Origin of the sequence: Cupriavidus alkaliphilus (genome assembly GCF_014191175.1) — a bacterium.
Lineage (GTDB): Bacteria > Pseudomonadota > Gammaproteobacteria > Burkholderiales > Burkholderiaceae > Cupriavidus > Cupriavidus alkaliphilus.
Map to the genome: position 1 here is coordinate 955714 of NZ_JACHWE010000002.1, position 12540 is coordinate 968253.

Annotated in this window: 14 protein-coding genes; 8 read left to right on the forward strand and 6 right to left on the reverse strand. The window is 68.1% G+C overall.

Annotation, left to right across the window (positions count from 1 at the left end):
• Positions 1-28: 28 nt before the first annotated feature.
• On the reverse strand, positions 29-1687 hold the full coding sequence (gene boxC, locus FHX60_RS10715; protein ID WP_183283320.1) for a 2,3-epoxybenzoyl-CoA dihydrolase: 1659 nt from the start codon (positions 1685-1687) through the stop codon (positions 29-31).
• Between the two features lie 160 nt (positions 1688-1847).
• Positions 1848-2810, reverse strand: a complete 963-nt coding sequence (locus FHX60_RS10720) for a helix-turn-helix transcriptional regulator (RefSeq protein ID WP_183283321.1) — start codon at positions 2808-2810, stop codon at positions 1848-1850.
• A gap of 89 nt (positions 2811-2899) precedes the next feature.
• On the opposite strand from FHX60_RS10720, the gene FHX60_RS10725 reads away from it, so the two are divergent.
• The 4 genes from FHX60_RS10725 to FHX60_RS10740 all read left to right on the forward strand — a co-directional run bounded on the left by FHX60_RS10725 (position 2900) and on the right by FHX60_RS10740 (position 8040).
• On the forward strand, positions 2900-3364 hold the full coding sequence (locus FHX60_RS10725) for a DUF4863 family protein (RefSeq protein WP_183283322.1): 465 nt from the start codon (positions 2900-2902) through the stop codon (positions 3362-3364).
• A gap of 9 nt (positions 3365-3373) precedes the next feature.
• The gene (locus tag FHX60_RS10730) at positions 3374-4921 is read left to right on the forward strand and encodes a 3,4-dehydroadipyl-CoA semialdehyde dehydrogenase (protein WP_183283323.1); all 1548 of its coding nucleotides are present in this window, start codon (positions 3374-3376) and stop codon (positions 4919-4921) included.
• A gap of 97 nt (positions 4922-5018) precedes the next feature.
• On the forward strand, positions 5019-6623 hold the full coding sequence (locus FHX60_RS10735) for a benzoate-CoA ligase family protein (protein WP_183283324.1): 1605 nt from the start codon (positions 5019-5021) through the stop codon (positions 6621-6623).
• Positions 6624-6669: 46 nt separating this feature from the next.
• Entirely contained in the window at positions 6670-8040 is a 1371-nt protein-coding gene (locus FHX60_RS10740) for an MFS transporter (RefSeq protein WP_183283325.1), read from the forward strand.
• Positions 8041-8097: 57 nt separating this feature from the next.
• Here FHX60_RS10740 and FHX60_RS10745 read toward each other — a convergent pair whose 3' ends face one another.
• Positions 8098-8775: a hydrolase gene (locus tag FHX60_RS10745; protein ID WP_112775600.1), complete on the reverse strand. Its 678-nt coding sequence runs from the start codon at positions 8773-8775 to the stop codon at positions 8098-8100.
• A gap of 148 nt (positions 8776-8923) precedes the next feature.
• On the opposite strand from FHX60_RS10745, the gene FHX60_RS10750 reads away from it, so the two are divergent.
• The 4 genes from FHX60_RS10750 to FHX60_RS10765 all read left to right on the forward strand — a co-directional run bounded on the left by FHX60_RS10750 (position 8924) and on the right by FHX60_RS10765 (position 11218).
• Positions 8924-9832 carry a LysR family transcriptional regulator gene (locus tag FHX60_RS10750; RefSeq protein WP_183283326.1) on the forward strand — a complete coding sequence of 303 codons (909 nt, stop codon included), beginning with the start codon at positions 8924-8926 and terminating at the stop codon, positions 9830-9832.
• A gap of 476 nt (positions 9833-10308) precedes the next feature.
• Positions 10309-10542 carry an isochorismatase gene (locus FHX60_RS10755; protein ID WP_116602616.1) on the forward strand — a complete coding sequence of 78 codons (234 nt, stop codon included), beginning with the start codon at positions 10309-10311 and terminating at the stop codon, positions 10540-10542.
• A gap of 114 nt (positions 10543-10656) precedes the next feature.
• On the forward strand, positions 10657-10878 hold the full coding sequence (gene infA, locus FHX60_RS10760) for a translation initiation factor IF-1 (protein ID WP_008646230.1): 222 nt from the start codon (positions 10657-10659) through the stop codon (positions 10876-10878).
• A gap of 85 nt (positions 10879-10963) precedes the next feature.
• On the forward strand, positions 10964-11218 hold the full coding sequence (locus tag FHX60_RS10765; RefSeq protein ID WP_092310279.1) for a translation initiation factor 1: 255 nt from the start codon (positions 10964-10966) through the stop codon (positions 11216-11218).
• An 80-nt stretch (positions 11219-11298) separates the two neighbouring features.
• Here FHX60_RS10765 and FHX60_RS10770 read toward each other — a convergent pair whose 3' ends face one another.
• The 3 genes from FHX60_RS10770 to FHX60_RS10780 all read right to left on the reverse strand — a co-directional run bounded on the left by FHX60_RS10770 (position 11299) and on the right by FHX60_RS10780 (position 12409).
• Positions 11299-11673 carry a hypothetical protein gene (locus tag FHX60_RS10770; protein WP_092310282.1) on the reverse strand — a complete coding sequence of 125 codons (375 nt, stop codon included), beginning with the start codon at positions 11671-11673 and terminating at the stop codon, positions 11299-11301.
• Positions 11674-11716: 43 nt separating this feature from the next.
• Positions 11717-12043, reverse strand: a complete 327-nt coding sequence (locus tag FHX60_RS10775; protein ID WP_092311195.1) for a hypothetical protein — start codon at positions 12041-12043, stop codon at positions 11717-11719.
• A gap of 66 nt (positions 12044-12109) precedes the next feature.
• Positions 12110-12409 carry a hypothetical protein gene (locus FHX60_RS10780; RefSeq protein ID WP_112775603.1) on the reverse strand — a complete coding sequence of 100 codons (300 nt, stop codon included), beginning with the start codon at positions 12407-12409 and terminating at the stop codon, positions 12110-12112.
• Positions 12410-12540 lie beyond the last annotated feature (131 nt).

Here is a 12540-nt window from a genome sequence, read left to right on the forward strand (position 1 = left end):
GACGATTCGGTTGTCGTTAGGCGCTGGATCAGACGCGGTTCCAGTCGAAGGCGGCCTTGTCGCCCTTGCCGTAGACCTTGAGCGCCCCCTTGTCGCCGACGGCGTTGGGACGCTGGAAGATCCAGTTCTGCCACGCGGTCAGGCGGCCGAAGATGCGGGTGAACATGTTTTCCTGGCCGTTGAAGCGCAGGTTGGCTTCCATGCCGGTCAGCGCATCGGGCGACATCGCCACGCGCTCTTCCAGCGCGATGCGGACTTCGTCGGTCCAGTCGATGTCGTCCGGATTGGCGGTCACCAGGCCCAGCGCCCAGGCGGCGTCGGCGTCGAGCGGCTGCCCTGCCTTGGCGCGCACGGCATCGAGCGCGGGCTGTTCGTCGTAGAAGCGGCGGCCCAGGCGGCTCTGGCCGGTGGCCATCGGGTACAGGCCGAAGTTGACGTCGGCCACGGTGATCTTCGGCGCGCGCGCCTCGTCGTCGGGCAGCGCCAGGTGGTAGCTGCGGTCGCACGCCAGGGCCAGTTCCAGGAAGGTGCCGGCAAAGCACGAATCCGGCTCGATCAGCGCGAACAGGCTGCGCGACGACACGTCCAGCCGGCTCAGCGTGCGGCGCAGCAGGCCGATGGTCTCGCGCACCAGCCAGTGGTCCTGGTGCGCCAGCAGCGTGGCATCGTTGCCCAGCACCGCGGCGGCGTCGCCGCTGGTCTTGATCAGCCAGGTGCCGATGTCCAGCTCGTTGGTGCGCATCGACAGGATCGCGTCTTCCAGCTCGCGCGCCAGCTGCAGCGGATACCAGCCGGCGCCGGCCTGCACGATCGCGTCGATGTCCTGCGGCTGCGCGCCGGTCGGTGCCTTCACCGTAAAGGTAGCGGTGCGGCCGGCCCGGTCGATCTCGACCGTGACGTGCGTATAGCGCAGCGCATCCGCTTCGATCACGCGCTCGATCGGCGCGAGCGCGACACCCTGCGCATCGGCCGGGCGGTCGCTCTGCGCGGCCAGCGCCAGCGCGCGTTCCCGCACCTTTTGCGCAAACACCGCGGGCTTGGCGATATCGTCGACCAGGCGCCAGTCCTTGGCGCGCTGGCCGCGCACACCTTCGGTGGTGGTGCAGAAGATATCCGCAAGGTCATGGCGCACATGGCGCTTGTCGGTGACGCGGGTCAGGCCACCGGTGCCCGGCAGCACGCCCAGCAGCGGCACTTCCGGCAGGCTCACCGCCGACGAGCGGTCGTCGACCAGCAGGATCTCGTCGCACGCCAGCGCCAGTTCATAGCCACCGCCGGCGCAGGCGCCGTTGACCGCGGCCAGGAACTTCAGGCCGCTGTGCGCCGAGGAATCCTCGATGCCGTTGCGGGTCTCGTTGGTGAACTTGCAGAAGTTGACCTTCCACGCATGGCTGCTGACGCCGAGCATAAAGATATTGGCCCCGGAGCAGAACACCTTGTCCTTGCCGCTGGTGATGACCACGGTGCGCACTTCCGGATGCTCGAAGCGGACCCGGTTGAGCGCGTCGTTCAGTTCGATGTCGACGCCCAGGTCGTAGCTGTTGAGCTTGAGCTTGTAGCCGGGGCGCAGTCCGGCGTTCTCGTCGATGTCCACCGCCAGCGTGGCGACGGGACCGTCGAATGCCAGCTTCAGGTGCTTGTAGTGGGAAGGATCGGTCTGGTAGTCGACGCGGGGGGCGGTGGTCACGGCGGGGTCTCCTCTGCGAAACTGCACTATCGTGCATCAACGGGTATCTGGTTTGAACGAACTATAATTCATCAACCAGATTTTCCGCAAGCAATATTGTGCAGCTTTCAGGAGACGTGATTGGGAGTGCCCTCCAGTTCCGCTTGCAGGGGCAGCGCCGTCACACCGGCATGCGCAAGGCCTCCCGCACCAGCGCCCGCAGGCCGGCAAAGGTGGCGTCGAGCGGCTGCGCGCTGGTGTCCAGCGAGAACTCCGCCTTGGAGTAGAAGGCGGCGCGGCCGGCCAGGATCTGGCGCAGGTCTTCCATGGCCTCCTTGCTGGCGGCCATCGGGCGGAAGTCGCCCTGCGCCCGCACCCGCTCCATATGGTCTTCCGGCTCGGCCTGCAGCCACACCGTGGTGCAGTGGGCCAGCAGCAGGTTGAAGGTGGCCGGGTCAGACACCAGGCCGCCCGGCGTGGCGATCACGGCCTCGGGATAGATCTGGATGGCCTCCTCCAGCGCGCGCCGCTCGTAGCGGCGATAGGCGTTCATGCCGTACAGGCCCTGGATCTCGGAAATGCTGCAGCCGGCGAATTTCTCGATCTCGCGGCTCAGCTCGACGAAGGGGAAATCCAGGTCCTCGGCCAGCATCCCGCCCAGCGTGGTCTTGCCCGCGCCGCGCAGCCCGATCAGCGCCACGCGCGGACTGCGCGCGGCCTGGGCCGCGTTCTCGCCGCCGGTGCCCAGCATCTCGCCCACGGCAATGCGCACGCGCCGCAGCGTGGCTTCGTCACGGCGCTCCAGCAGCTCGCGCAACAGGATCCATTCCGACGACGAAGTGGTGACGTCGCCCAGCAGCCCGGCCAGCGAGCACTGCAGCGCCTCGGCCACGTGCTGCAGCACCAGGATGGAGGCGTTGCCGCTGCCGTATTCCAGGTTGGCGAGGTGACGCTCGGAGACGCCGGCTGCCTGCGCGGCGGCCTTGCGGGTCAGGCCGCGGCACGCCCGCTGCGCTCGTACGCGCTCGCCCAGCGCCACCAGGAAGGGGTTCTTCTCCGGCCCGTTGGCGGCCGCGCCGCTTGAACCATGCTGCAGTTCCGCCTCGGGGGTTAACCCAGATTCATGCAATATAGTGCTTGACATGATTTCCCTGCGGCCCTATTTTTCATACATGCACAATAATGCATGACGCCGGTGAAGGCAACCGGCGCATCAGACGGAGCCCCCTTCCTATGACCCCCACTGAATTCCGCAGCCAGATTGCCCGGCTCACCGCGCAACTGGCCGGCCGCCCGCTCGATGCCGCGCTCGATCACTGGCTCAATGCCGAGCACGGCGCGGGCAGCCCCACCTACCAGCAACTGATGGCGTCATGCCAGGCTGGTGTCGCCGATGGCTGGCTGTGCGACCGCGAAGGCGGCGGCATCCGCTATGGCCGCATCTTCAGGCCCGCGGATGACCTGCACGGATTTTCGGTCGACGTGGTCGACATGCAGGACCTTGCCGGCCCGCACCACACCCATCCCGAGGGCGAGATCGACCTGATCATGCCGCTCGGCGGCGACGCGCGCTTCGACGGCCGCCCCGCCGGCTGGCTGGTGTGCCCGCCGGGCAGCGCCCATCGCCCCACCGTCAGCAACGGCCGCGCGCTGGTGCTGTACCTGCTGCCGCAAGGCCGCATCGACTTTACGCGCTGAGGCCTCCCCATGACTGAACTGCTCTCCAATTACCTCGGCGGCGCCTGGCAACGCGGCAGCGGCGCCGGGTACCCGCTGTTCGATCCGGTGCTCGGCAACGAACTGGTGCGCGTCGACGCCGCCGGCCTGGACCTTGCAGCCGGCTTCGCGTTCGCCCGCGAGCAAGGCGGCGCCGCGTTGCGGGCGCTGACCTACCGGCAGCGCGCCGCGCTGCTGGGCGAGGTGGTGAAGGTGCTGCAGGCCAATCGCGATGCCTATTACGACATCGCCACCGCCAACAGCGGCACCGTGCGCAACGATTCCGCGGTCGACATCGACGGCGGCATCTTCACCCTGGGCACTTACGCCAGGCTGGGCGACGCGCTTGGCGACCGCCATTACCTGCCCGACGGCGAAGCGGCGCGGCTGGGCAAGGATCCGTTGTTCCAGTCGCAGCATGTGCTGGTGCCCACGCGCGGGGTGGCGCTGTTTATCAATGCCTTCAATTTCCCGGCCTGGGGCCTGTGGGAGAAGGCCGCGCCGGCGCTGCTGGCGGGCGTGCCGGTGATCGTCAAACCCGCCACCGCGACCGCCTGGCTGACCCAGCGCATGGTGCGCGACGTGGTCGAGGCCGGCATCCTGCCAGCCGGCGCGCTGTCGGTGGTGTGCGGCAGCGCCGCGGGCCTGCTGGACGCGCTGCGGCCGTTCGACGTGGTGTCGTTCACCGGTTCGGCCGACACCGCGGCGGTGATCCGCTCGCATGCGGCGATCGCCCGGCGTTCGGTGCGCGTGAACATCGAAGCGGACAGCATCAATTCCGCCGTGCTGCTGCCACAGGACGGCCCCGGCAGTGCCGCCTTCGACCTGCTGGCGAAGGAAGTCGTGCGCGAGATGACGGTCAAGTCCGGCCAGAAATGCACCGCGATCCGGCGCGTATTCGTGCCCGAGGCGCTGTACGCCGAGGCCGCCGAGGCCATCGGCGCGCGGCTGTCCAAGGTGACCGTGGGCAACCCGCGCCACGACTCGGTACGCATGGGCGCATTGGTGAGCCGCGCGCAGTTCGACGCCGTGCAAGCGGGGCTGGCCGGGTTGCGCGCGCACGCGCAAGTGCTGCATGACGGCGCGCGCCAGCCGCTGGTCGATGCCGACCCGGCGGTGGCCTGCTGCCTTGGCCCGACGCTGCTGGGCGTGACCGATGCCGACGCGGCCGCCGCGGTGCATGACACCGAAGTGTTCGGCCCGGTCGCCACGCTGCTGCCCTATCGGGATACGGCCCATGCCCTCGACCTGGTACGCCGTGGCCAGGGCTCGCTGGTGGCCTCGCTCTATGGCAGCGACGCGGCCGCGCTCGGCGCCGCCGCGCTGGAGCTGGCAGACAGCCATGGCCGCGTGCATGTGATTTCGCCCGACGTGGCGCAGCTGCACACCGGCCACGGCAACGTGATGCCGCAATCGCTGCACGGCGGCCCGGGCCGCGCCGGCGGCGGCGAAGAGCTGGGCGGCGTGCGCGCCCTGCACTTCTATCACCGCCGCAGCGCCATCCAGGCCAGCACCGCGGTGCTCGGCACCTTGGCCTGACCTGGGCCTGAGCCATCCGGCCCACCGCTTTTCCGCGCCGCCACATCCGCATGGCGGCGCGCGGCACACCGTACACCAGCAACAGGGGAGACAACCCATGAACGCCACGCCCGCAGCGCCACCGGTCCGGCCACCCGGCACCCTCTTCAACTTTGCCGCGCACCTGCTCGACCGCAATCTCGCGCGCGCCGGCAAGGTGGCCTATGTCGACGACGACGGCCAGCTCACTTATGGCGAACTCGACCAGCGAGTGCGGCGCCTGGCCGCGGCGCTGCTCGGCGCCGGCATCCGCCGCGAAGAGCGCGTGCTGCTGCTGATGCACGACTGCACCGACTGGCCAGTGTGCTTTCTCGGCGCGATGTACGCCGGCATCGTCCCGGTTGCCGTCAACACCTTGCTGACCGCCGACGACTACGCCTACATGCTGCAGCACAGCCGCGCCCAGGCGGTGCTGGTATCGGCCGCGTTGCTGCCGGTATTGCAGGAAGCGCTGGCGCGACCCGGGCAGGAGGTGCGGCAGGTGCTGGTGTCGCGTGCGCAAGAAGCATTGCCCGATGGCGTGGCGGCGCTGGAAACGGCGCTGCCCGCGCAGGCTCCGCTGCCGGCGCCCGCCGCCACCGGTTGCGACGATCCCGGCTTCTGGCTCTACTCGTCGGGCTCGACCGGCCAGCCCAAGGGCGTGGTGCACAGCCACGGCAACCCGTACTGGACTGCGGCCCTCTACGCCGGGCCGGTGCTGGGCCTGAACGAGCAGGATGTGTGCTTCTCCGCGGCCAAGCTGTATTTCGCCTACGGGCTCGGCAACGGCCTGAGCTTTCCGCTCAGCGTCGGCGCCACGGTGGTGCTGATGGCCGAGCGGCCCACGCCCGATGCCACCTTTCGCCGCTGGCTGCAGCACCAGCCGACGGTGTTCTTCGGCGCGCCGACCGGCTATGCCGGCCTGCTCGCGTCGCCGGCGCTGCCGGCCCGCGCCGAGGTGGCGCTGCGGCTGTGCTCGTCGGCCGGCGAAGCGCTGCCGGCGGAGATCGGCGAGCGTTTCACCGCGCATTTCGGCTGCGAGATCATCGACGGCATCGGCTCCACCGAGATGCTGCACATCTTCCTGTCCAACCGTCCCGGCCAGGTGCGCTACGGCACCACCGGCTGGCCGGTGCCGGGCTACACCATCGAGTTGCGCGATGAAGACGGCCATGCCGTGCCCGACGGCGAGATCGGCGACCTGTATATCCAGGGCCCCAGCGCCGCGATGATGTACTGGGCCAACCGCGAGAAGTCGCGCGAGACCTTCCGCGGCGGCTGGACCAAGAGCGGCGACAAGTACGTGCGCAACGCCGACGGCACCTACAGCTACGCCGGGCGCAGCGACGACATGCTCAAGGTCAGCGGCATCTATGTGTCGCCGTTCGAGGTCGAGGCCACGCTGGTGCAGCACCCCGCGGTGCTCGAAGCCGCCGTGGTCGGCGTGCCCGACCACGACGGGCTGCTCAAGACCAAGGCCTTCGTGGTGCTGAAGGCCGGCGCGCAGCTGGGCGAGGACGAACTGAAGGCCTTCGTCAAAAACCGGCTGGCCGCCTTCAAGTACCCGCGCGCGATCGCCTTCGTCGAGGCGCTGCCCAAGACCGCCACCGGCAAGATCCAGCGCTTCCTGCTGCGCGAACGAGAACTGCAGGCCGCCGCAGAGCGTGCCGCCGCGGTGGCGTGAGCGGCAACGCCGCCCTGCCGCCACCCCAACCATCCGGAGACAAACCATGCGTCAGATCGATGTCCACCAGCTGGCCGACACGGCCCGCTTCAACCGCTTCCATGCGCTCATCCTGTTCTGGTGCGCGCTGATCATCATCTTCGACGGCTATGACCTCGCCGTGGCCGGCATCGCGCTACCGTCGATCATGAAGGAGATGGGCGTGACCGCCACCAGCGCAGGCTTCATGGTCAGCTCGGCGCTGTTCGGCATGATGTTCGGCGCGATCTTTCTCGGCACCGTGGCCGACCGCATCGGGCGCCGGCGCGCCATTGCCATCTGCGTGGCGCTGTTCAGCGTGTTTACCGCGGCGGCGGGCCTGACCAGCGATCCGGTCAGCTTCAGCGTGACGCGCTTCCTGGCGGGGCTGGGGATCGGCGGGGTCATGCCCAACGTGGTGGCGCAGATGACCGAGTACTCGCCGCGCAAGCTGCGCGGCACGCTGGTGACGCTGATGTTCAGCGGCTATTCGGTCGGCGGCATGCTGGCCGCGCTGCTGGGCAAGGGACTGATCGAAAGCTACGGCTGGCAGTCGGTGTTCCTCGCCGCCGGCCTGCCGGTGGTGCTGATCCCGCTGGTGCTGCGCGCGCTGCCGGAGTCGATGCCCTACCTGATCCGCACCGGCCAGACCGCCGCGCTGCAGTCGGTGGTGTCGCGGCTGGCGCCCTCGCATCGCCCGCAGGCCGGCGATGTCTTTGTCCTGCCCGCGGACGAGGGTGCCGCCGGCGCCGCCGCAAGCGCGCCCATCCGCCGCCTGTTCCAGGACGGCCGCGGCGTCAGCACGGTGATGTTCTGGGTCGCGTTCTTCATGTGCCTGTTCATGGTGTACGCGCTCAGCTCGTGGCTGACCAAGCTGATGGCGGGCGCCGGCTACAGCCTGGGCTCGGCGCTGACCTTCGTGCTGGTGCTGAACTTCGGCGCGATGCTGGGCGCCATCGGCGGCGGCTGGCTGGCCGATCGCCTGCCGATCAAGCATGTGCTGATCGGCATGTACGCGCTCGCGGCGGTGTCGATCACGCTGCTGGGCTATCCGATGCCCAGCGCCGCGCTGTTCGTGGTAGTGGGCCTGGCGGGTGCTTCCACCATCGGCACGCAGATCGTTACCTATGCCTACGCGGGCCAGTTCTACCCGATGGCGGTGCGCGGCACCGGCATCGGCTGGGCTTCGGGCGTAGGGCGCAGCGGTGCCATCCTGGCGCCGATCGTGATTGGCGTGCTGGTGGGAATGTCGCTGCCGCTGCAGCAGAACTTCATGGCGATGGCGATTCCGGCGGTCATCGCGGTGGGGGCGGTGTCGATGATCAACCACCGGCGCTCGGCCTCGGCGCAGGCCGAAGCCGCAGCGGCGCCGGTGCGCGCGGTTGTGAAAGAAGCCTGAGGGAGCTCGACCGTCGCTGGTGTGCCCCCTCTCCGGCAGTGCCTACAGGTCAGGACGTTAGCGCTGGGAGTCCAGCTGCTCGTGCTTCTTCTCGACGTCCTGCGCCTTCATGTAGCTCTCGATCAGCAACTGGTAAGCCGGGAAGATCTTGGTGTAGATCTCGGCCCATTGCTGCGCGTCCGCGCGGTTCCAGGTCTGCTGCAGCTCCGATGCCACCGCGGCGGTGTCCATCGGAACCACGCCGGCCTGGACGATGCGCGCCAGCGTGATTTCCTGCGCCATCTTGGAGTAGGTGCCCGAGGCGTCGACCACCGCGAACACCTTGTAGCCGTCGGCGACCGCGCTGATCGACGGGAACGCCATGCATACGCTGGTGATGGTGCCGGCGATGATCAGGGTCTTCTTGCCGGTCTCGCGCACGGCGGCGACAAAGTCAGGATTGTCCCAGGCGTTGATCTCGCCTTTGCGGGCGACGTATTTGGCATGCGGGGCGTTCTCGTGGATTTCGGGGATCAGCGGGCCGTTGGGACCTTGCGGCACCGATGCGGTGGTGATCACCGGCATCTTGCACAGCGTCGCCATTTTGGCCAGTGCGGCAGCGCGCAGGCGCAGTTCGGGCATCGGCATGTCGCCCACGGTCTGGAACAGGCCACTCTGGTGGTCGATCAGCAGCATTGCCGTATCGGCGGGATCGATGGCCGGACGCTTGCCGTTGAAATTGGCGGGTGTGGTCATTTGGCATTCTCCTATGCGGTTGGCAAAACCGGCGGACCGGACTATCCGGAACCGACCGTGTTGCGAAAGCATAGGACTTGGCAAATCCCACCGGTAGACAACAAAATCTGCCCTCAGCGTCCTACTGGCAGGACGACAGGAGCCGCCGTTGCATCCGGACCTCAATGACCTGTACTACTTCGCGCTGGTGGTCGACCACCAGGGCTTCGCCCCGGCCGGCCGCGTGCTGGGCATTCCCAAGTCCAAGCTCAGCCGGCGCGTGGCGTTGCTGGAAGAGCGCCTGGGCGTGCGCCTGATCCAGCGCTCGACGCGGCGCTTCTCCGTAACCGAACTGGGACAGACCTATTACGCCCACTGCAAGGCCATGCTGGTCGAGGCCGAGGCCGCCGAGAGCGCGATCGAGCAAAGCCGCGCCGAGCCCAGCGGGCTGGTGCGCATGACTTGTCCCGTCGCCCTGCTGCATGCGCGCGTGGGCGAGATGGTGGCCGACTTCATGGCGGCCAATCCCAAGGTCATCGTGCACCTGGAGGCCACCAACCGGCGTGTCGACGTGGTCGCCGAGGGCATCGACCTGGCCGTGCGGGTGCGCGTGCCGCCGCTGGAAGACAGCGACCTGGTGATGCGGAAGCTGGCCCAGCGCGCGTGGTGCTTTGTCGCCAGCCCCGCGCTGCTGGCCAATCACGGACCGCTGCTGGCGCCGGCGGACCTGAACGCCCTGCCCACGCTCGACCTGGGCCCGCCCCGCCCGTCGCACACCTGGTCGCTGTACGGACCCGGCGGCGCCAGCGCCGACCTGCACCACAAGCCGCGGCTGGTCACCGACGACATGATCATGCTGCGCACGGCGGCGGTGGCCGGTGCCGGCATCGTGCAATTGCCGGTGATGATGATGACCGACGAGTTGCGCGATGGCCGTCTGGTCAAGGTGCTGCCGGAATGGTCGGTCAAGGGCGGCGTGATTCACGCCGTGTTTCCGTCAAGGCGCGGGCTGCTGCCGTCAGTGCGCGAACTGATCGAGTTCCTGTCGCAGCGTTTTGCGCAGATCGACGAATCCTGAGCGATGCAGCGCACGCGCGCCACAGGTATCGCCCGTCACACGAGCAGGCCTGGCGCGAAAGTGGTATCATCCGGGATCCTATGTGCAGACCAGACCGGCAACGCCCGACTGCTGCGCATCTGCCGCAGTCCTCTGTCCACTGGAAGCACTTCAGCAGCGGCATATCAGGCGCAAACCCGGACCGATCCATCGATCTCCGGCGCGTCTTCGGGCCGGACGGCCCATCACCCTTTTCCGACCAGCGGCTGGTCCGCTCCGCAACGATCTCCCGTACCGCTGCATTCCTGCACCCTGGTACGCCGGCGTATCGGCTTGCGCAGGCATGGTCCACTTCACGCCAGATGCAACGCCCGTGCTGTCGCCCGGGCCAGATGCTGGCACACCGCAACGGCTGACGGCCGCCACCGCGCCACGCGCCGCATCGGCATGCCGATGCCCCGCGCCGCCCACGGCCGCGCCCATGAACAGGCAACACATTGAATCGAGTCAACCCTATCCAACACAGCCCTTATACCGTTTCCGTCTACCCGATCCAGCAGGAACCCGGCGTCTGGTTCGCGACCTACATGATTGCGGAATACCGCAATGGCGCCGAACGCATCGTGGCCAACGTGGCCATGCGCCACGACACCCATCGCTCCGAAGCCCGCGCCAGGCAGGCTGCCCGCCGCGCGGGAGAACATGCCGCAGCCCGGCTGCGCCAGCAGTAAGCCGCGGCAGGCCGCAGTCAGGCCGCAGTCACCCCCTCCCCTCGGTCCGCCGTCAGCGGCTGGCCGCCACCCCAAGCCCGCGCACACGCTGCGCGGCTACAGCAAGGAGTTCCCTTGGCAAAAGAAGAACTGGTCGAATTTGGCGGCAAGGTGTCGGAAGTGCTGCCCGACAACCGCTTTCGCGTGATCCTGGAAAACGGCTTTGAAGTCTGGGCGTATTCGTCCGGTCGACTGAAGAAAAACCGCATCCGCGTGCTGGCGGGTGATCGCGTCACGCTGGAAATGTCGCCCTACGACCTGACCAAGGGACGCATCAACTACCGGCACAAGTCGTAGCCGGACGCGCCCTGCGCCATGGCATGCGCCGCAGCGGCGCGTGCCATCCCTCAACGCCTCATCCCTCAATCAAGGAGAACCGATCATGTCCGTCATCGAAGAATGGGAAGCCCTGCATCTGACGCCTGAAGGCTGGCAAGCCGGCAGCTACCGGCATGCGCCGTGGCAAGCCGTGGAGATCGCGCCGCCGGCGGCGGGCGTGCTGACGGTCAGGCGCCACGTGACGGCCACCTATTGCGGGCCCTCGCGCGCAGTGGAAGACCGCACCCCGGAGATCACCGACATGGCGCTGATCGAAGCGCTGCTGGAGCGCCACGGCGACCCCGTGTTCCAGATCTGATCGCAGTGCCCGACGAGCCGTGCGCGACGCGCTGCGTGCCCGTGCACTAGCACCGGCGATGCCGCGGGCACGCCGGCACGTCAGCCCAGCACGCGCACATGCGGCCGGGCCGTCCTGAGCCCGGCGCCGACCGAGCGCAACTCGCCGTCCCAGGGGGCGGCGGCCAGGTCCAGCACGTAGTCGCCCTCGCGCGCCTTGTCATGCAGCTGGTCGCGCACCACCTGGCCGATGGCCAGTCGGCACAATGCCTCGCCGCTGGTGGCAAGCTGGCCCTGCAATGCGGCAGGGTCGGTCAGCACGCCGAATGAACGCCGCCCCACCCCCACGAAGCTGGTAAACAGCACGCCGGTAGGATGCTCGGCATCGATGAAGCAGACCGCCACGTGATAGGTGATGCCTTTGCCCTCGCCGGGCAACGTGCACAGAAAACCGGATGATCCCGTACGCATGTCCATGAAAGGACTCCTTGCAGTCTGACGGATAACGCCTGGGGCAAGCCTACAGCGACGCCACCGATTCGCCGGCAACCAGCCCGTTGATGATGTCTTCGCCGAACTGCAGCGCGCCGCGGCGCGCCGAGCCGATGTTCTCCCAGCGCGACTGGCCGACGGGGAACACGCGCGCATGGTCTTCGCCAGGGCGATAGCCCTCGCGACAAATCACGATGGAAGCCAGGAAACTGTTGTCGGGCTTGGTGCGCGGCCACGCCTGCTGAGGCCGGTGGCGGTAAACCAGGGGGTACAGGTCAAACCCCTTGTAGCTGGCAAAGGGCGTGCTGCCGGGAACATTGTTGCCGGGACTGCGGCTGGGACTGCTGTCGCTCACGACGGCTCCATGCGGCATCATGCCGCGTTGATGGGGAAGACATCCAGGACCGGCGCCCAGGTTGGATCAGGACGCCGGCAAACCGGTCGATGCCACCGAAAGCCCTGGCACCGCACCGTTGATAATGGCCTCGGCATAGCGCAGCGCACCACGGCGTGCACCGCCGACGTTGTCCCACGGCGTGGCTTCCAGGCGGAACGTGCGCGCCTGCGCGCCCTCCGGCGACTCGCCCTCGAGGCAGATCACCACCGCCGCGTCGAACGAGCGATCGGGTCGCGGTTCCGGCCATACGCGCGTGATGGCGTGCTTGTACACCAGCGGGTAGAGGTCATACCCCTTGTATGTCGCAGCTGGATAGATATCCATGGCAGTCTCCGCCGGAGATGGTGGTCTTGCCCCCACTCTACGCCTGTTGACGGCCGCGCAGTGGCTTTATTTCGTCATCGGCGGGCAGCATGCCGGCCAAAACAAAAAAGCTCCGCCGTGGCGGAGCTTTT